The following is an 18,830-nucleotide window of genomic DNA, read 5'->3' as shown; positions in this document are numbered from 1 at the left end:
TGGATTTATACAGTGTTATTCTAAATTCGGGAGATGAAATGGCTGATTCATTGGATTTATCCAGTAGATGCTCCGGAAATCGGACTATTTAAGCTTAATTCCGATACATCAGTGAATTTATCCAATCAAAGTTGATTTTTCGAGGTGAAAAACGAGATTATACTGTAATTTTCCAGTGGGAAGCGAGATAAAAGCGTTCTCAAACATACCATTCGCTTCATAAGTAACTTGCAACCGTTTGCGTGATACTTTTCTTCGGGTCGAGCAGTAATTGCTCGGCTCTTCGTATTTTGATAAACAGGACATATTGGGAAAATGAGGTATGCATGACGCCTTTAAAAAAGCTCGCGAATCCACTATAGCTCATCAGACACAGCTTGGCTGCTTCTTCTGCTGTAATTGTTAGAGCGCTATCTTCATTAATCGTGACTAGGAGCTGGCGAAATGCGGCCATCTTCTTCGTATCTTCACCGGAATCTTCGGTACATGTAGGGGAAAGGCGTGTTCGCTGATAGCGTAACAACCATCGAATCAACTTAAATATCGAGGACGTTACAGCAAGTTTGAAACCGAAAGCTTTCGATTGGTACTCCGCGTACATCACCTCAATCAGGGAGTGGAGGTTTATCGTGTCCTGATCGCCTGAAAATACTTACGCAATATATGAAGCTCGGCCGGTGTTTTTCACGACCGGGCTTTTTGCGTTAGTCCGATATTATCGAACTTTATCGAGGGTTTCTGTCCTAAAAGGACCCATAGTCCGATTCTGCCGAACTAATTACCGATTTTCCTCGTGTGAGGGTTGTTTGGGTCGAATTAGTTGGGCTAATTAGTATTAAATTAGTTTTATGATGAGGACAGTGAGAATAATTCGGCAATTTCTGGCTAATCGGTACCGTGGAGCTAATTCAAACTGAGCATGTCGAAAAAATCGGATAACTCGCTCAAATCGATTAACAGATGCAAGGTAAGGCCAATTGAAGCGTGTAAGTCGATTATTTCAACATATTCCGATTTAAAGACAGAATAACGATTTGTCTTTTATTCGTCAACAGGGGTATACTTGATCATATTGATGATGCAAAGGAGCCGTCACACATGGATATTCCGAATCGAATTGCCATTGGGATATTAGGGCCAGAGGCTCTGGTGAATAAAGTCTTGAGTGTGATTGCGACGTCCTTCCCCTCCTTCGAGCCAATCGCGCGCACATGTTCGGCAGAAACGGCGTCTGAGATGGCTGAACAGCTGCTCCAAGAAGTTGAAGTGCTGCTAGTAACTGGACCGACACTCTATCGACGAGTCAAAGAGCACGTTCTTACACATTTACCAGTGCATATGATCCCGTTGACCGACACCGGGCTATTTAGTGCTTTATATCGGTTGCGCAGTAAGCCGCAGCTTCATGCGATAGATAGCATATTTAGTATTGATTCTTTTACATCCTCTACGTTAAGCAGGCATGTCAAAGAGATTGGTGAAACGCCTGCTAGCTTCCTAATCTATGATGGTGTGCCATACCCGCAAGTGGAGACGATGATGCAATTCCACGTGGAAGCGTTCCGCAGGGGGGCGACGAGAGCAGCGATGACCACAGATATTCAGGTCGCTGACGCTCTTAATAAGCAGGGTATTCCCTGTGAATGGATTACACCGACCGATCAGAACATTACGGTGGCATTGGAACGTGCCCTTCTCTCCACGGAAACTCGTCGTAGTAAAGAAGCGCAAATCCTAGTAGGCATGATCAATGTGGACGAATTCGGCAAAAAACTGCAGCAGCAAAGTACAGAGCATGATATTCAGCGCTTCAAGCTGGAAGTTCACAGAAAACTGATCGACTATGTGGAGTCTTTGGATGGGTATTTAACACATCTTGGCGCTGATGAGTATTTGTTTTTTACGACTCGGGGGATTTTCGAACGCGAGACGGTTGGCTATAAATCGGTCCCACTCGCTCGGGAAGTTTGGAAATCACTGGGGCTGTCTCTTAGTATGGGGATCGGCTTCGGTCGCAGTGCGAATGAAGCGGGTACGCATGCTCGCCTTGCACTGCGCAGATGCAAAGAAGCCGGAGGCAATACCTGCTTCATTGTGCGGGAGGACAAGACATTAATTGGCCCACTGGAGATGGCTGACCCACTTAGCAGGGATTTGTCGATGACAGATCCTGAGCTGCTAAAGAGTGCAGAAGATGCTGGGATGACATCGACGTATTTGAGTCGCCTTATGACGACAGTGGCACGAACGAGCAAGCTAGATTACGAAGTGCACGAGTTAGCGAGTATCCTTGGGGTAACAGTCAGAAGTACACATCGGCTCCTGCTGCAATGGATGGATCACAACTTGATTTCGAGTGTTGGCTATGTCAAGGTGCCGAAAGGGAGACCGAAACAAACGTTCCGACTTCACTTTCTAGAGAATTTAGCTGCTGATCCCAGCAGAGTCTAAGCCGGAGAAAATGAACCGTTCCAATGTTGGCTTCAGCCGCAAGGAACGGTTTTTTCTTTTTCATTTAAAGACAATATAAAGATTTGTCTTTTATGTTTGTGAGTCCGTATACTACAGTCAGGAAGCGTAAATATAGATCATGATGTGAGGAGATTGCGAGAATGAGAACATTAGAAGATTTGGATAAAGTCATGTCAACACCTTCACCTGCCCTAATCCAGTTTATGCAGGAATTAGAGGGAGATATTATGCTGCTTGGTGTCGGTGGGAAAATGGGACCGAGTTTAGCTAGACTAGCGATGAATGCCATCCGGGCAGCAGGTGTGGATAAAAAGGTGTATGGCGTTTCGAGATTCTCCGAAAGTGGTTTGCAGGAAGAACTACAATCCTTCGGGGTAGAAACGATTGCCTGCGACCTATTAAATGATGAAGCTCTTCATTCATTGCCAGATGTTCCAAATGTGATTTACATGGCTGGAACCAAATTCGGAACAACGGGTAAGGAGCATTTTACTTGGGTGATGAATGCCTACCTGCCAGGTCGAGTTGCTGAGAAATTTAGTAAATCCCGTATCGTCGTATTCTCAACTGGCAATGTGTATCCGTTCACACCGGTAACGTATGGCGGGGCTCACGAAGCCATTAGTCCAGCTCCAATCGGGGAATACGGTCAGTCCTGTCTAGGCCGCGAGCGGATGTTCGAGCATTATAGTCACAAGAATGGAACGCCAGTCTTGATCTATCGGTTGAATTATGCCATTGACTTGCGTTATGGTGTTCTGTTGGAAATTGCTAAATCCTTGAAGGAAGGTCGCGCTATCGATCTTTCCATGGGGCATTTCAATTGTATATGGCAAGGGGATGCGAATGAAATTGCGATCCGCTCCCTGTTGGCCACGCAAAGTCCAGCTAATTTCCTGAATGTGACAGGACCAGAGACAGTATCTGTTAAATATGCAGCACAGCAGCTTGGGCAAAGGCTTGGCATTGAGCCGATTTTCAAAGGTCAAGAGTCGGAAACAGCGTTACTTAGTAACGCGGCGAAGAGCATGCAGTTATTTGGATACCCGCGAGTTTCACTTCTACAAATGTTGGATTGGGTAGCGGAGTGGATCGAGCATGGTGGCAGTATGATTAATAAACCTACTCATTTTCAAGAGCGAGAGGGGAAATTCTAACTATGACGCAACGTAGGGAATTAAGTAAAGAGCAACGAATCGCGTTGCATGATGGGTTGGTTATTCCTGCACATCCACTTGCCTTAACCGCAGATCGTCAACTGGATGAGCAAAGTCAACGGGCTTTGACTCGTTACTATATGGCTTCGGGTTCAGGTGGTATTGCAGTTGGTGTACATTCCACACAGTTTGAAATCCGCGATCCGAAATACAATTTGTATGAGAAAGTGCTGCGAATGGCTTCTGAAGAAGTGGACCGTGCAGGGCTCACACGACCATTTATCAAGGTTGCCGGGATTTGTGGTCCTACCGAACAAGCGGAGCAAGAGACAGATATTGCAATCTCCCTAGGCTATGATGCTGCCTTATTATCTATGGGGGGCTTGAGCGGCTGGACAGAAGCGCAAATTCTGGAGCGGACGGCACGGATTGCCGAGAAAATGCCAGTCATTGGCTTTTATCTTCAGCCATCGGTTGGCGGTAAGGTGTACAGCTTCGATTTCTGGAAGCAATTCGCGAACATTCCTGGCATTATCGCCATCAAAATGGCCCCATTCAATCGCTATCAAACGATTGATGTCGTGCGTGCCGTCTGCTATTCGGAGCGCCGCGATGAGATTGCTCTGTACACAGGGAATGATGATAACATTATTAATGATCTTCTAACTGTTTATAAATTCCAAGTCGAGGGTAAGAACATAGAGAAAAGAATTGTTGGCGGTTTACTTGGACATTGGGCAGTCTGGACGCGGAAGGCAGTGGAACTGTTAGATGAAGTGAAAAAGGTGAGAATGAACCCTACACTAGCGTCGGAATGGCTTTCCCGTAATATTGAAGTAACCGAAGCGAATGCCGCATTCTTCGATCCCGCCAATGGCTTCGCTGGGTGTATACCGGGTATTCATGAAGTGCTTCGTCGACAAGGGTTGATGAAGGGAACTTGGTGTTTGAATCCGCATGAAGAATTGTCCCCAGGGCAATCGGAAGAAATCGACCGCATGTACAGTGACTATCCACATCTGAATGATGATGCTTTTGTGAAATCGAATCTCTCGAATTGGTTAGCCGAGTAAGGAAATGATAGCCCATTAGAGAAGATTCTGTTACATTGAAAGAATGTAATAGTCATATTCTGGGGGGATTTCTATGCGCATTCGATTAGATCGGTTTCCACAAGGTGTCACCAAAGCTTTAACGCTAAGTTACGATGATGGCAAGGTGCATGATCGCAGGCTTGTGCGTATAATGAATGACTACGGGCTTAAAGGAACGTTTCATTTGAACAGTAGTTTCTTGGGGAAAGAAGGCTACATTGAGGCATCCGAAGTCGCATCCTTATTCGAAGGTCATGAGGTATCTGCTCATACCATTGATCATCCTTTTTTGGAGCAATCGCCGATGGATCAAATTGTTCGCGAAATTTCACAAGATCGCGAAACGTTAGAATCGTTAGTTGGCTATCCTGTGCGTGGTATGAGCTACCCCTTTGGATCTTACTCTGATCAAGTCATTCAGGCGCTTCCTACATTAGGTATTGAGTATGCGAGGACAGTTGCTAGCCATGGCGGTTTTCAAATGCCCAAAGATTTCTTGCAATGGCACCCATCTTGTCATCATAAGAACATGCTCGAGCTTGCGGATTCGTTCGTACAATTAGAACAAAGATTTTCACGCATGGCGCTATTCTATGTGTGGGGACACAGTTATGAGTTTGAGAACGATAACAACTGGGAGATCATTGAGCAGTTTGGTGAGAAAGTAAAGGGCCGATCCGACATTTGGTTTGCAACGAACGCTGAAATTGTGGCCTATATGAAAGCGCTTGACAACCTGCGGTTCTCTGCCAATTGTCAGATCATCCATAATCCTTCGGCCACTACAGTGTGGCTCAGCGTTGAAGGAGAAATATTGGAAATTCCAGCAGGGCAATTGGTCAAAATTTAGAAATTATCTGAAAATTTCGTAAATTTGTATAATTTGCTAATAGTTTCTTAACAATATTCAATTATGATAAAGGTAACAAAACATGTGAGTTATCCACAATAGGAATTTCAAAATCGGAGGGATCAATATGGGACATCGATATGAGTTGGAAGAGAAGATTGAGGCATTACGCAATGAACTGAATCTTGCTAGTCAAACATACGGCCTATTGTCTGAAACGGTATTGAAACTTTCTATCGAGCTGGATGAACTGTTGAATACCTATTATCAGTTTCTTTTTCTCCGAACCATCGCATAAGTAGGTTGACCGAGTTCACACTTGCGGGTGTGCATCTCGGTTTTTTTTGTTTTTAAGATCTTAGACATGACATCCTCGAGCAATGCTCCCTGTCCAATTTTGTCATCATTTAAACGCATGCAAGTAAATTGGTGATCGCTCATTTTGTCGATATTAGTTGTACACTCGAACCCTAGTACATGGTATAATTTGTGAGGAAATTATTTGTATGTAAGAAGAAACAGGCGTGGTAAATCAAAGGAGGGTTCGTTCGAATGGCAGTATGGTTGGAGCAAGGAGATATTGTACTATTTCAAGGGGATAGTATTACGGATGCTGGACGCATTCGTGACAATGGCAATGATTTAGGCAGAGGCTACGCACTTATGACAGCTGCTCAATTTTCAGCGAAATATCCAGAGAAACAAGTTAAATTCTTAAACCGCGGGATATCTGGCAATCGTGTGCCTGATCTTCAGGGGCGGTGGCAAGAAGATTGTTTGGACTTGAAACCTAATCTCGTTTCGATTTATATTGGCATCAATGATACATGGCGAAGATTTGATCGCAATGACGGGACTTCGACAGAACAGTTCAAAGAGGGATATCGTCAACTTTTGGATCGAACGGCTAGCACAGGAGCGAAGCTTCTTCTTATCGAGCCTTTTGTACTACCCGTGCCGGAAGATCGTAAGCTGTGGAGAGAAGATTTGGATCCGAAGATTACCGCTGTGCGTGAATTAGCGAGAGAGTTCGGCGCGCGTTTATTATGTTTAGATGGGTTATTTGCACAAGCGTCAACACAAGCTGACAGCGCTTTCTGGGCACCGGATGGCGTACATCCATCACCTGCTGGACATGCATTAATCGCAAATGCATGGCTGAAGGCAGTCGGGGCAGCAGAGTAATTTGATATGGTTTGGTGAAGAAAGCTTCCGCTTGTTGCGTGAGGCTTTTTTTCTTGGGAGAGAAGAGGTCAATTTTTGACGTATAGAGGTAAAGATAATAGCTAGTTCGCTATAATCGTTTACGCTTATAGTTAAAGGTAAACGTGAACGTATGTGAATAGGGAGGTAGAACTATGAATAGTCGTTATGTATTAGAAGCTTTGCTAGAAGCTGAAAACGATCATGAAAGTTTGTTTCACGAAGCTTTACAAGTGGTCGAATCGCCTATTAGGCATTCGGAGAGTTCTCTACTCACTTCTGTCTATAACGAGGTTTCACCATTGGTCAAGGAGTTTGGGAGCACGCCAATCGCTGCATTACCTTTTAGAGAGTGGGATTTGTATCGTTCGAAGGGAACGCGAATTGAATTCGAAGCGCTCTATTTCGATCGTCGTCGACGGTTAGCAGCTTTGGTCGTGGCCGCGCTGAAGGATGGGATTGAACCATATTTGTCTGCATTGGAAGATACGATTTGGGCAATTTGTGATGAATATACGTGGTGTCTGCCTGCACATTTGATGAATCATGATGCTGCCGCAGAGGGAGAAGAATATAAACATATTGATTTATTTGCTTCAGAAACGGCACATGCGCTAAGTGAGACCTGCCATATATTTCGAGCTCAGTTAAACGAACTCGTTGTGAGAAGGGTGCAGCGTGAAATTATGGCACGGGTTCTCGAGCCTTATGTGACACTCAAGCGAGCCTACTGGTGGGAAACTTGCGACATTAATTGGTCCGCTGTTTGTGCGGGGAATATTGGTATGACGGCAATTTACCTCATTCAGGATTCGAAAGTGCTCATGCCTGTCATTGTAAGAGTTCTCGCATCGATGGATTGCTTTCTTGAGGGGTTTTCGGAAGAAGGAGCCTGTTTGGAAGGCTTGGGTTACTGGTACTATGGTTTCGGTTATTACGTGTACTTCAGTGAACTTCTGAAGCAGCGTACGGGTGGCAAAGTGGATATTCTTCAATCGAGTGCCAAAGCCCGCAGAGTTGCACAATTCCCACAAAGCTGTTTCCTGCAAGGTAACCATATTGCCAATTTCTCCGATTGCTTACGGAACAATGGCATTCAAATTGGAATCTTTAGCCGTTTGTGCGAGCAGTTTGCTGAGATAAGGATCCCAACTTTGGACAATCAGCCAGCAACGATTGATCATTGTGGTCGCTTCGCTAGTGCCGTACGGAACGTGGTGTGGTTGAATGAAGATCTGCTTCGTGAACGTGAAGAAATGCCGTTGCAAACAGATTTCTTGCCAGAAGCACAATGGATGGTGAGCCGAGCGAAGGTGGGCAGCAAGCTCGTTAGCTTTGCAGGTAAAGGCGGGCATAACGATGAGCCCCATAATCATAATGACATCGGACACTTCATATGGATCGTGGACGGGGTCAGGTGGTTTGAAGATTTGGGAGCGGGTTTATATACAAAGCAATATTTCGGTGAGGAGCGGTATTCCATCCTCTGTAACAGCTCTGCGGGACATAGCGTTCCGATCATCAACGGCAAACATCAGGAAGCGGGCATCCACCATCGTGCGCAGGTACTTGCAGCGGAATGTACGGACGCTAGGGACTGGTTCAAGCTTGAACTGAGTCAAGCCTATGCTGTGCCAACACTGGAGAAGCTTGAGCGCAGTTTCGAGTTTGATAAACTGCGAGGCAAGCTGACGATCTCGGATTCCTTTGAGTTCCGTGAGTCAGGTGCTTCCGTAACGGAACGCTTCGTTACACAGCGCAAGCCAGTCATCGTGCAGGAAGGTGAAATTCGGTTGGAGCTTGGTTTGGGTGAAGATGTGGGGAACGCTCAGGCACAGGAATTAAGAGGAATAGGTGAACATCAATTAATGATACGCTATGATGCGAAACAGTTGAAGGCTTCGATTCAATCCGTGGAACATCAGAATCACGAGGGCGGGACAGAACTGGTTTATTTAATTGATCTATCTGCGGCTGAGGTGGGGGATCAGGTGAGCATAGGGGTTACGTTGGAACTGGAGTAGAGTAGAGCGGTTTCATCCCCGAGTTCCTCGGGGTGGCCACATTGCAGAAATGCTGTAAAAGTTACAGCTAATTTATCCACTGTTAGTAGAAAATAACATTTAACTGGAGAACCTACAGCTATATTTCGGGTTTTAGCTGCAAATGCAGTGATCAGCCCGAATTAGCTGTAGGTTTTCCAGTTATTTCTAATAATCAGGCGGAATCGACGGATTTAGCTGTAGTTTTTCCATCTATCCATCAAAACCACAAGGACGCGACGGACCTTGTTTACTAATTGATTTATCTGCGGCTGAGGTGGGAGATTAGGTGAGCATTATGGTTACGTTGGAGCTAATCCTAATCGTTCAACCACAGCCCAAATTGCTGCCGATACTGCAGCGGGGTTAAGCCGGTTTTGATTTTGAACATTCGGGAGAAATAGTTCGCATTCTCGACGCCAAGTTCATAAGAAATTTGAGAAATGGGCTTCACGCTAGTAGCGAGGAGCTTTTTGGCTTGTTCAATTTTGATGCTGTGTACGAAATGAAGCGGCGCCTGTCCGGTTTGTTTAATAAACAATTTGCGCAAATGGGAATCACTCAGCTGAACTAGTTCGGCCAGCTCCTTAATTTCAGGCATTAGTTGCGGATGCGCATGTAAATAATGAATGATCGTATGAATCCGCTTGTCCAAGTATGAATAACTGGAACTCCCCTCCGTCACGCCTCCATTACGTAGCAGCTCATACATAATTCGCAGCAGGGAAGACTGCTGCAACAGATGAACATAAGCCGTCGTATCAAGCTCAGGAGTAAGCATTTCGTGAACAATACGTTCAACTGTTGTAGCCTCATCCTCAAATAAATTAGGAAGATTCAAAAGCTGTACCCAACTGCGATTGCTGACTAAGGAGATTTCGGCATCGAAGTTAATGCTCGTTAGCAGTAACTCATCCGAAATGGCGTGAAAGCTGATCGAGCTATTGGCCGGGAGAATGATGATTTGGCCTTCTTTACACCGAAAGGAAGCTTGATCAATCTCAAGTTGGAAGCTTCCCTTATGCACAAACCACATCACACAGTGCCGTAACTTGCGCTCTTTGGCCTGCCATCGATAATCTAACTGATACTGTGTAATATGCAGAAATCGAATTTCTAACGCTTCGATCATCATCTGAAAAGAATTCAATGTCCATCCCTCCGCACCACGGATCTCATCTGTTCCTATTATTCTATCATGCCTGGATGCAGAGGTGGCAACGATTTCCTATCTAATCCTGAGGCACGACACCCTTAATATTTTCGTTTCGTTTTAATCGATCCTCACCGTTCACAAGGTAGGTACGAATGCGTGAGGTGTCGCCGCCCCACTCGTCGATTTTGAACTTGACCTCAGGCGTAGTATAGCGAACCGAAAAGGCTACACGCGGTATATTCGACTTGTTATTTTCAGAACCATGGAAGGTAGCTTCATTGAAAAAGGCAATCTGACCGGGAGACATCTCGAGATCTATAGCTAACGATTCATCGATCGACTCCGCCGGCAGTCCTTGCTCGAAAGCACTTTGAGTAGTTCCAGTTGAAACATGCTCGACGATCGATTTGTGTGTGCCAGGAATCACACGAAGACAACCATTTTCACGAATCGACCAGCCTAAGCTCACCCATGCTGTCGCATTGATTGCAGGCTCCATCGGCCAATAATTGATATCCTGGTGCCAAGGGATGAATTTCTCATTATTAGGCTCTTTGTACCAGAAATGCATGGCCCACAACACCAAGTCATCTCCGAGAATCTGCTTCATCGCGTAAACGATACTTGGATGCGTAGCTAGCGTATAGGCCCAATGATGCCGCTGATGCCAGGCGGACAGATTCATTTTGGTAGGACCTGGTTCAAATTTATTCTGTTCGATGACCTCAAAGAAACGGTTATAGTACATATCCGATTCCTCAAGCGTTAGTCCCTGCATAGGTCCGCTATAGCCTTCGTTTACATATTGGGTGAGTGAGAATGGATTCCCTTTTGTTATCATTCGTGTAACCTCCCGTATTTGCTAGCTTTTATTACTTGCATAAGGTAATTGTAAGCTTCTCAGCGCTTTCAAATAAGGAGGTAAAACGATTATGATTAGCACAAAACGATTGTTTTAGTGGTAACTATACATGTCGCTATTTTGGAAAATATGTAGATTGTTGAACTACTTAGGAAGGGATTAGCGAGAACGATGTCGAATTGATAGTACAATCGGCCTATAGTGGGCGAAAAGCTTAGGTTATTCGGATAAAGGAGTCCTACGGATGACAATTCCTGCAACGACAACATTGGATTTGAATTTACTGCAAATGATGCTGGATGATATTGAAGACTCTATTTACATTATGAAAGTGACAGGTGCGGAGATCACGTATTATTACGTTAACAATGCCGCAACGAAATTTAGTGGGATCACGATGGATCAAATGGGAACATCTTTTTTTGAATCGAATTCGAGCCAAATGGCAAATTACTTATATCAAAAATATGCCAGAGTAGTCGATGAACGTCGGACGATTCGATACGAGGATGGCGTTAAATTACCTAACGGGACTATAAGCGGCGAGAGCATTTTAACGCCTATTTTGGACGAGCATGGGAACGCTAGTTTTATATTTTCAGTGACTCGAGATATAACAGAGCGCAAACAGCATGAGAATACCCTGTACAATTATGCTTATCAAGATGATCTTTCTAATCTGTTTAATCGTAGATATTTACTCGAGCATGTGTTGAATCCCCCCACGATTTACTTAATGGATTTGGACAATTTCAAAAATATTAATGATACCTTCGGCCATCAGGCTGGCGACTCGGTGCTTGTTGAAGTCGCTTGTCGGCTGATAGAGGTATTTGGTGATAGCCGTTATTCACTGGTTCGCTTAGGTGGTGATGAATTCGTAGTCGTGGATTCAGTACCCTCCACTCAAATTAAAGAGACGGCGGATCAATTAAGCGGACTTTTCAATGAACCATTTCGCGTAGATGAACATGCAGTGAAGGTTAATGTGGGTATCGGGATTGCAGAGCGAAAGCATGATGAAACGATTCAAGATCTGCTAAAGCAAGCTGATATTGCTTTGTACACAGCGAAAGGAACAGGTCGCAAACGCTATCATTTGTACGAAGCGTCTTCTAAATACGATCATGTAGAAAATTTTATCCATGAGTTAGCCCTCTCGCAAGCGATGGATAAGGACGAACTTCTTTTGCATTATCAGCTAATTTATAATCCAGCCTCAGCAATGGCTATTGGTGCGGAAGCGCTCCTAAGATGGCATAGCGAGAATGGCGGGTACATACAGCCGTGCGGCTTTATTCCAATCGCAGAGAAAACAGGGCTTATCGTGCCGATCGGCTATTGGGTTATTCGTCAAGCCTGCAAGGATTGGCATCAGTTGAAGGATATTTACGGTCCGATGTTCAAAATATCTGTCAATATCTCACGCATCCAACTCAATGAATTGAATTTTGTTGCCCAGGTCTTGCAAATTTTGCAAGAGGAGGGTGTAGAGCCAACTTCCATGGAACTTGAAATTACGGAAAGTACGACATTGCACTGTCTGCAAGAAGTACAACTCATTCTAGGTAGGCTGCGAATGGCAGGGTTTACCATTGCCTTGGATGATTTTGGAACGGGATATTCATCGCTAAGTATGCTGACGCAGCTGCCAATTGATAAGCTAAAGATCGACCGTATTTTCATCGCTGATGGCAATGTACCATTGATTGCGGCTATTCTAGCGATGGCGAAAGCATTGAATTTACAGGTTGTCGCGGAAGGTATTGAAACAAGTGATCATTTCCATATGCTCGCCGACATGCAGTGCTGGGGGATTCAGGGTTATTACATCAATAAACCCATGCCATATACGGAGTTACCTACTCACCATGTGTTAATAAGTCTTTAATTTTTAAAGTGTCTCCATTCGCTGAAGAGCGTTTGGTGGCACTTTTTTTGGTTCTGCAATCGGGTATGTTAAAATAACAACGGTTAATTACGCGTGGGAGGTCACTTATGAAAGCATTAATCTTTGAACAATTCGGTGGTCCCGAAGTTCTCCTATATAAAGAGATTCCAGATCCTATCGTAGACGGGGAGCAACTTCTAGTGCGGACGAAAGCGATAGGTCTTAATTTCGCAGACGTCTATCGTCGCAAAGGGAATTATCATTTGGCAGGGAAACCTCCGTATATTCTTGGGTATGAAGGGGCTGGGATCGTCGAGTGGGTGCCTGAGCACGTCCAACATATTCAAATCGGGGACCGGATCGCCTTTGCCGATGTTCCCTTTGCGAATGCGGAGCTAGTCGCTGTTCCTGTTGATCGCGCGATTCCGCTGCCCGCAGACGTCACATTTGAGCATGCGGCGGGCCTGCTTCTGCAAGGCATGACTGCGCATTACTTAGTGAACGACAGCTATCGTGTTCAGGCTGGGGATGAAGTCCTCATCCATGCCGCTGCAGGCGGTGTGGGTCAGCTTTTGATCCAATTGTGCAAAAGTAAAGGTGCAAGAGTGATCGGACTAACCTCGTCCGAAGCTAAAAAGCATGTCGCGCTAGAAGCTGGAGCTGATGAGGTCATCCTATATTCCGCGGACTGGGTCCAAGAAGTGTTACAGTGGTCTTATGAAAAAGAAGGTGTCCTGGCAGCTTATGATTCGGTAGGCTCCACCTTAATGGACAGCTTTGCCGCGGTCCGAACCAAGGGAACCGTCATTTTCTATGGCATGGCAGGTGGCGACCCAGCACCCGTGGATCCAAGAATGCTGATGGATACATCCAAAACCTTAACTGGCGGAGACCTCTGGAATCACGTAACTAGCTTGGAGAATCGAATCCAGCGAGCCCATGATTTGTTTGGAGCACTTCGTGAGGGAAGCTTGAGAATGGATACAATGACGACGTTCTTCCTGAAGGACGGCGCTGAGGCCCATAGATTACTCGAGAGTAGACAGAGTACAGGTAAAATTTTGTTAATACCATAAGCGAACAGCGGTAAATCTTTGGGGGATTTTGAACATATAGTCCATGGAGATGCTCATCCTAGTTATTCTCGCTATGTCCAAAGCATGTTAACTTTAAGGAGTAGTTATTTAAAGGAGGCTGGAATGTGCGATGAGCGTAAACAAATTGAGAATTGGTGTTATCGGTGCAGGTTCAATTTCAGATTTGCACTTTGCGTCATATACGAAATCAGAGGATGCTGTCATTGTCGCTGTCTGTGACCTTAATCGTGAACGAGCTGCCGCGAAAGCGGATAAATATGACATTGCGAACATTTATACAGATTATAACGAGCTTTTGGCGAACCCGGAGATTGATGCGGTCAGTATTTGTACATGGAACAATACGCACGCTGAGATCAGTATTGCTGCTCTTCATGCTGGCAAGCATGTTTTGGTAGAGAAGCCGCTATGCAAAACGGTAGAAGAAGCGCAGCGCATTCAAGACGCGGTTCGTGAAACAGGGAAGATTCTTCAAGTTGGATTTGTGCGAAGATATGATACGAATGCTCAGCTTGTGAAGCATTTTATAGATAATGGTCAATTAGGTGAGATCTATTATGCCAAAGCCTCTTGCCTTCGTCGATTAGGTAATCCAGGCGGTTGGTTCTCGGATGTTGAGCGCTCAGGCGGCGGGCCGCTGATTGATATTGGCGTTCATGTCATTGATGTGTGCTGGTACTTAATGGGCAGACCGAAGCCAGTTGCGGTGAGCGGACATACGTATAATAAGTTGGGCAATCGGAAAAATGTGAAAAACTTGTCCTTCTATAAAGCAGCCGATTATGATGCGGAACGCAATACGGTTGAGGATTTGGCGAATGTGTTGATTCGTTTTGAAAATGGGGCATCCCTTATGGTGGACGTTAGTTTCACGCTGCATGCTAAGAAGGATGAAATCGCTGTCAAGCTGTATGGTGACAAAGGCGGCGTTGAGCTTGAACCTGAGATTGTGTTCGTAACGGAAATTCTGGATACGATTACGAATGTAACGCCTCAAATCAATAACAAATCGATCGATATCAACAGCGCTTTTCAAAATGAAATCAACCATTTCGTTTCCTGCTGTCAAACAGGCCAATCACCGATTAGCCCGGTTGAAGATGGTCTTGAAATGATGAAAATCCTTTGCGGCATTTATGAATCGGCAGCGAAGGGTCAAGAAATCAGATTATAGCCCGAAAGAATCGGAGCATAGGAGGAGCACATATGAAGTTAGGGGTTAGCACATATAGCTTGTATCAGGCCTTAAAGTCTGGCGAAATGTCGATCATGGACGTCATCGATTGGATTGCGGATCAGGGAGGTGAACACGTCGAGATTGTACCATTGGGGTATGATTTACCGGGTAACTTTGCGCTTGCGGATGCGATTCGCGAGAAAGCACTGGCTCGAGGTATTGCTATTTCCAATTATGCCATCGGCGCTAATTTCCTAACAGAGACTGAGGAACAGTATCAGCAGGAAATCGAGCGTGTGAAGGGCGAGGTCGTTCTTGCTGCAAGATTGGGTGTTACCAAAATGCGGCATGATGTTGCTCGAAGTGAGGACCTTTCGATTCGCAATTTCAACGCCAACTTGGATCGGTTAGCGGAAGCTTGTCGTCAAATTGCTGACTACGCGAACCAATTTGGGATTGTGACCAGTGTTGAGAATCACGGTTTCTTCGTACAGCATAGTGAACGTGTTCAAGCCCTGATTCATGCTGTTGATCGTGCGAATTTCCGGACAACATTGGATGTAGGAAATTTTGTCTGTGTAGACGAGGATTCCGTTGCTGCTGTGACGAATAATCTTCCTTATGCCTCTATTGTCCATGTGAAGGATTTCTACATTCGTCCTTCCAATCAGAATCCAGGAGAAGGCTGGTTCAAGTCATCGTACGGCACTTATTTGCGTGGAGCGATTGTAGGGCAAGGTGATTTGAATATGCGTGAAATTCTGCGTGTGGTCAAAAGCTCAGGCTACGATGGTTACATATCCCTGGAATTTGAGGGGATGGAAGAGTGTAAGCGAGGCACATTGATCGGATTACAAAATATCCGGAGAATTTGGGACGAAATTAACTAACGCTAAGCTCGCGATAAGGAGTGTTTGAAGACATGATAATCAATCCAATCGGTATTATGGTAGATAGTTTGCGTCTTGGACTACGAGACGGATTAAAGAAGTCGAAAGAGTTAGGAGCAGACGGCGTCCAAATTTATGCGGTTTCTGGGGAGATGGATCCTGCTAATTTAACAGCGGGAGCACGTAAGGAGTTACGTGACTACATCGCGTCATTAGATCTTCAAATCTCAGCACTTTGCGGCGATCTAGGTGGACATGGTTTCCAAGATCAGACCGTGAATGCAGCGAAAATCGAGAAATCCAAGCGTATTCTTGATCTTGCGGTTGAACTAGGTTCGTCCGTCGTAACGACGCATATTGGTGTTGTGCCAGAAGATCGGAATGATCCCATTTATCATACGATGCTGCAAGCTTGTGAAGAGCTTGGTGTGTATGCAAGCAGTTTAGGGGCATATTTCGCAGTAGAAACAGGACCGGAAACGTCGGCACATTTGAAAAGTTTCCTAGATAACTTATCCACCAAAGGTGTCTCCGTTAACTTTGACCCAGCGAATATGGTGATGGTAACTGGCGATGATCCCGTTCAAGGTGTCTACACGCTGAAGGACTATATCGTTCACACCCATGTGAAGGACGGCATTCGATTACGTCAAGCGGATCCGCGTGAAGTTTACGGTTCACTAGGCTATAAGCCGATGACACACGAGAACATTGCTGAGGCGGCGACATCCGGAGATACGTACCGCGAGCTAGCGCTAGGTGAAGGCCATGTTGATTTCGGACGCTACTTTGGGGCCTTGCAAGAAATTGGCTACAAGGGGTACCTAACAATCGAGCGCGAAGTTGGCGATCAGCCAGAGAAAGATATTGCAAGCGCGATTGCTTTCATTCAAAAGTATAAATAGTAGTTGGAAGTTGGAAACCCTCGCCGTTGGCGGGGGTTTTTGTGTAGGAAATGCCGGTGCGGGACATCCTTCCATACGCAATGAGCGAGCTTAGAGAACGTCGCGGGAATGCTGAATATGAATTAGACAACAGTGAGTGCTTATTTGTCTAACATACAGGATATGCACAAGGATAAGGCAGCGTAGCGTGCTTATTTCTTTCATATACGGCTAGGATACCCATCAACCAATATTTACAAAATGGGCTTCTTAATCTTCCAAAATAAGAGTAAAATAAAGGACAAGAGGAGGATTGATCTTTGATGAGTACACTGAAGAGTTTCACGGATTCGGAACAGCAGATTTCGTTGGAGTTACGAGATGATCATTTAACAGTGCTTCGTTTCCACGGTGAAACATCCATTTACCCTTTCAAAAATATTTCACTAGCCTCTGAACCCATACCCGAGTATCCCCTTAATCGCGTTGCCCTATCTGTTATTGATTTCAACACAGGTGTAACCGATTTCAAATTTTCGTCGAATTTACTAGACTTTGAGATTTTCGTCCAAAAGCTGCTCGAAGCGCATCGTGAATTCATTCCTAATCATTCAATTTCATAAGCCATTGTTTGTAAAACCGCTGCGGCGGTTTTTTTGTGCTTGAGGTGGAAGGTGCGGATTAGCATGGCTAGGAGGGGAGTTCAAATCAGCTAAGACTAGTGAGCATTTTGAGCACAGAGCAGGATCTTGCAAAAATCAGATAGTGGCTAGGGGACATTGGCAACATCAGACCGTATTCTATGCCTGCTGCACATAGCTCGCCCCGGCGCAACTATGCATTATTACTAGTTTTAAGATAAATAGGCTTTCAGACACAATAACTGGAAAACATCCATCTAATTTCACGTGAATGATCGACTAATTTCGAATACATGTAAAAAGTACAGTTAATTTCAGGCTTTTGCGTCAAATTGGAAAGAATCCAGAGATATAGCTGTGTGATTTCCATTTAAATTCCAAAATGAGGTGAAACAAGCGGTAATAGATGGAGTTTTTCCAGTTATTTGGTGCAGCAGTGTGAGATTGCTCAAATTCAGCTTAGTTTATTTGATATACGGATGCCTGAATACATCCGGCGTCTGTCCAACGGCTTTACGGAAGGTCGAAATGAAATGCGAGGCATCGAGAAAGCCTGTGGCCTCTGCGATTTGCTTCACTGTCAGATCAGGCTGCGCGATCAGCATTTCTTTGGACTTCTGCAGGCGCAGCTGCAGCAGGTATTGGTACGGCGAGAGTCCGAATGCGCGGCGAAATAAGGTATTCACATGCTGCGCAGAGACGCCAAGCTGGATGGCCATCCAGCTAAGTCCCACGTGAGCAGCGCCGAAGCTTTGCTCCAGCTCGAGTAGCAGCGGCAGAAGCCGCTCATGACTTTGCGAGAAGGAGGCGCTCTTGTTGATAATGCCGTGCTTCTTAAGCAGCGTCAGGAATTGATAGATCTCCAAGGAACCGTTGGTGCCGGTGAAGTCGTGACTATCGCGATATTTATGATAGTAATACTCATGAATACTAGCAAGCGGCGTGTCGGTCCCCCAGCTAATTGGTGTAGAAAGCGGGATTTCCAAGGCATGCACAATAGAGGCAGCTAATGCACCATCAAAAGTTAAATACCAAGTCGACCAAGGTGTGTCTGGCACTTGATAAGCATGAGGGACGCCGCTAGCGAGCAGCATGCCTTGCCGTTCACTCAGCTTGACGGGGCCGCTGTCTAGAATAATCTCGCCACTGCCGGAGATCGTTTGCAGCCAATGAAAACAAGGATAACCCTCTTCGCGTTCATAGTATTGCTGTTCGCGCTCATAACCGATCGTCTCGAGAATGAGAGGGAGCTTGCGATCGGTTTCCGTAATGACAAAAAACTTTCTATAATCAATCGCCAAGGAATAACCATCTCTTTCATTTTTTAATATATCATGCGTTGTTTCTTATATTTTAAATGAAATAGTTGTCTTGTACAATAAGGGGGTAATGTAAATTCTTATCCAATAACGTA

17 protein-coding genes are annotated in these 18,830 nt (G+C 45.1%); 13 read left to right on the top strand and 4 right to left on the bottom strand.

What is annotated here, in order from left to right; genetic code table 11:
- Window positions 1–217: 217 nt before the first annotated feature.
- Window positions 218–601, bottom strand: a complete 384-nt coding sequence (locus ACSQ8P_RS23065; RefSeq protein WP_436237316.1) for a helix-turn-helix domain-containing protein — start codon at window positions 599–601, stop codon at window positions 218–220.
- A gap of 497 nt (window positions 602–1,098) precedes the next feature.
- Here ACSQ8P_RS23065 and ACSQ8P_RS23060 point away from each other — a divergent pair, with 497 nt between their 5' ends.
- The 7 genes from ACSQ8P_RS23060 to ACSQ8P_RS23030 all read left to right on the top strand — a co-directional run bounded on the left by ACSQ8P_RS23060 (window position 1,099) and on the right by ACSQ8P_RS23030 (window position 8,800).
- Complete coding sequence (locus ACSQ8P_RS23060; protein ID WP_436237315.1) at window positions 1,099–2,451, top strand: hypothetical protein; 1,353 nt, start codon at window positions 1,099–1,101, stop codon at window positions 2,449–2,451.
- A gap of 161 nt (window positions 2,452–2,612) precedes the next feature.
- Window positions 2,613–3,629: an NAD-dependent epimerase/dehydratase family protein gene (locus ACSQ8P_RS23055; RefSeq protein ID WP_436237314.1), complete on the top strand. Its 1,017-nt coding sequence runs from the start codon at window positions 2,613–2,615 to the stop codon at window positions 3,627–3,629.
- 2 nt (window positions 3,630–3,631) lie between these two features.
- Entirely contained in the window at window positions 3,632–4,702 is a 1,071-nt protein-coding gene (locus ACSQ8P_RS23050) for a dihydrodipicolinate synthase family protein (RefSeq protein ID WP_436237313.1), read from the top strand.
- Between the two features lie 73 nt (window positions 4,703–4,775).
- On the top strand, window positions 4,776–5,573 hold the full coding sequence (locus ACSQ8P_RS23045) for a polysaccharide deacetylase family protein (protein WP_436237312.1): 798 nt from the start codon (window positions 4,776–4,778) through the stop codon (window positions 5,571–5,573).
- Between the two features lie 127 nt (window positions 5,574–5,700).
- A complete protein-coding gene (locus tag ACSQ8P_RS23040; protein WP_436237311.1) occupies window positions 5,701–5,871 on the top strand; it encodes a Spo0E family sporulation regulatory protein-aspartic acid phosphatase in 171 nt (56 codons plus the stop codon).
- A 254-nt stretch (window positions 5,872–6,125) separates the two neighbouring features.
- The gene (locus ACSQ8P_RS23035; protein WP_436237310.1) at window positions 6,126–6,758 is read left to right on the top strand and encodes an SGNH/GDSL hydrolase family protein; all 633 of its coding nucleotides are present in this window, start codon (window positions 6,126–6,128) and stop codon (window positions 6,756–6,758) included.
- A gap of 173 nt (window positions 6,759–6,931) precedes the next feature.
- The gene (locus ACSQ8P_RS23030) at window positions 6,932–8,800 is read left to right on the top strand and encodes a heparinase II/III domain-containing protein (RefSeq protein WP_436237309.1); all 1,869 of its coding nucleotides are present in this window, start codon (window positions 6,932–6,934) and stop codon (window positions 8,798–8,800) included.
- 337 nt (window positions 8,801–9,137) lie between these two features.
- Here the strand turns inward: ACSQ8P_RS23030 and ACSQ8P_RS23025 are convergent, their stop codons facing one another.
- Both ACSQ8P_RS23025 and ACSQ8P_RS23020 read right to left on the bottom strand, forming a co-directional pair.
- Entirely contained in the window at window positions 9,138–9,968 is an 831-nt protein-coding gene (locus ACSQ8P_RS23025; RefSeq protein ID WP_436237308.1) for a helix-turn-helix domain-containing protein, read from the bottom strand.
- Between the two features lie 82 nt (window positions 9,969–10,050).
- Window positions 10,051–10,815, bottom strand: a complete 765-nt coding sequence (locus tag ACSQ8P_RS23020; protein WP_436237307.1) for a phytanoyl-CoA dioxygenase family protein — start codon at window positions 10,813–10,815, stop codon at window positions 10,051–10,053.
- Window positions 10,816–11,080: 265 nt separating this feature from the next.
- Between ACSQ8P_RS23020 and ACSQ8P_RS23015 the strand changes: the two genes are divergently transcribed.
- From ACSQ8P_RS23015 to ACSQ8P_RS22990, 6 genes are all read left to right on the top strand, one after another.
- Window positions 11,081–12,727: a putative bifunctional diguanylate cyclase/phosphodiesterase gene (locus ACSQ8P_RS23015; protein WP_436237306.1), complete on the top strand. Its 1,647-nt coding sequence runs from the start codon at window positions 11,081–11,083 to the stop codon at window positions 12,725–12,727.
- A 107-nt stretch (window positions 12,728–12,834) separates the two neighbouring features.
- Window positions 12,835–13,803 carry a quinone oxidoreductase family protein gene (locus ACSQ8P_RS23010; protein WP_436237305.1) on the top strand — a complete coding sequence of 323 codons (969 nt, stop codon included), beginning with the start codon at window positions 12,835–12,837 and terminating at the stop codon, window positions 13,801–13,803.
- A 130-nt stretch (window positions 13,804–13,933) separates the two neighbouring features.
- Window positions 13,934–14,998: a Gfo/Idh/MocA family protein gene (locus ACSQ8P_RS23005; protein ID WP_436237304.1), complete on the top strand. Its 1,065-nt coding sequence runs from the start codon at window positions 13,934–13,936 to the stop codon at window positions 14,996–14,998.
- 32 nt (window positions 14,999–15,030) lie between these two features.
- Window positions 15,031–15,891, top strand: a complete 861-nt coding sequence (locus ACSQ8P_RS23000; protein WP_436237303.1) for a sugar phosphate isomerase/epimerase family protein — start codon at window positions 15,031–15,033, stop codon at window positions 15,889–15,891.
- A 32-nt stretch (window positions 15,892–15,923) separates the two neighbouring features.
- Complete coding sequence (locus ACSQ8P_RS22995; RefSeq protein WP_436237302.1) at window positions 15,924–16,796, top strand: sugar phosphate isomerase/epimerase family protein; 873 nt, start codon at window positions 15,924–15,926, stop codon at window positions 16,794–16,796.
- A gap of 302 nt (window positions 16,797–17,098) precedes the next feature.
- A complete protein-coding gene (locus tag ACSQ8P_RS22990) occupies window positions 17,099–17,398 on the top strand; it encodes a hypothetical protein (protein ID WP_436237301.1) in 300 nt (99 codons plus the stop codon).
- A gap of 482 nt (window positions 17,399–17,880) precedes the next feature.
- On the opposite strand, the gene ACSQ8P_RS22985 is transcribed toward ACSQ8P_RS22990, so the two are convergent.
- Complete coding sequence (locus ACSQ8P_RS22985) at window positions 17,881–18,717, bottom strand: AraC family transcriptional regulator (RefSeq protein ID WP_436237300.1); 837 nt, start codon at window positions 18,715–18,717, stop codon at window positions 17,881–17,883.
- Window positions 18,718–18,830 lie beyond the last annotated feature (113 nt).

The organism is Paenibacillus sp. LjRoot153, assembly GCF_964253085.1.
Lineage (GTDB): Bacteria > Bacillota > Bacilli > Paenibacillales > NBRC-103111 > Paenibacillus_E.
The sequence above is the reverse complement of the archived record's forward strand: the minus strand, read 5'-3'. Positions and strand labels throughout refer to the sequence as shown.

Bases quoted from the DNA above. Each gene is read 5' to 3' on its own strand.
- ACSQ8P_RS23035 (WP_436237310.1), top strand. From the start codon at position 6,126: ATGGCAGTATGGTTGGAGCAAGGAGATATTGTACTATTTCAAGGGGAT.
- ACSQ8P_RS23050 (WP_436237313.1), top strand. From the start codon at position 3,632: ATGACGCAACGTAGGGAATTAAGTAAAGAGCAACGAATCGCGTTGCAT.
- ACSQ8P_RS23005 (WP_436237304.1), top strand. From the start codon at position 13,934: ATGAGCGTAAACAAATTGAGAATTGGTGTTATCGGTGCAGGTTCAATT.
- ACSQ8P_RS23040 (WP_436237311.1), top strand. From the start codon at position 5,701: ATGGGACATCGATATGAGTTGGAAGAGAAGATTGAGGCATTACGCAAT.
- ACSQ8P_RS23065 (WP_436237316.1), bottom strand. From the start codon at position 601: ATGTACGCGGAGTACCAATCGAAAGCTTTCGGTTTCAAACTTGCTGTA.
- ACSQ8P_RS23020 (WP_436237307.1), bottom strand. From the start codon at position 10,815: ATGATAACAAAAGGGAATCCATTCTCACTCACCCAATATGTAAACGAA.
- ACSQ8P_RS22990 (WP_436237301.1), top strand. From the start codon at position 17,099: ATGAGTACACTGAAGAGTTTCACGGATTCGGAACAGCAGATTTCGTTG.
- ACSQ8P_RS23000 (WP_436237303.1), top strand. From the start codon at position 15,031: ATGAAGTTAGGGGTTAGCACATATAGCTTGTATCAGGCCTTAAAGTCT.
- ACSQ8P_RS22995 (WP_436237302.1), top strand. From the start codon at position 15,924: ATGATAATCAATCCAATCGGTATTATGGTAGATAGTTTGCGTCTTGGA.
- ACSQ8P_RS23060 (WP_436237315.1), top strand. From the start codon at position 1,099: ATGGATATTCCGAATCGAATTGCCATTGGGATATTAGGGCCAGAGGCT.
- ACSQ8P_RS23015 (WP_436237306.1), top strand. From the start codon at position 11,081: ATGACAATTCCTGCAACGACAACATTGGATTTGAATTTACTGCAAATG.
- ACSQ8P_RS23055 (WP_436237314.1), top strand. From the start codon at position 2,613: ATGAGAACATTAGAAGATTTGGATAAAGTCATGTCAACACCTTCACCT.
- ACSQ8P_RS23030 (WP_436237309.1), top strand. From the start codon at position 6,932: ATGAATAGTCGTTATGTATTAGAAGCTTTGCTAGAAGCTGAAAACGAT.
- ACSQ8P_RS23010 (WP_436237305.1), top strand. From the start codon at position 12,835: ATGAAAGCATTAATCTTTGAACAATTCGGTGGTCCCGAAGTTCTCCTA.
- ACSQ8P_RS23045 (WP_436237312.1), top strand. From the start codon at position 4,776: ATGCGCATTCGATTAGATCGGTTTCCACAAGGTGTCACCAAAGCTTTA.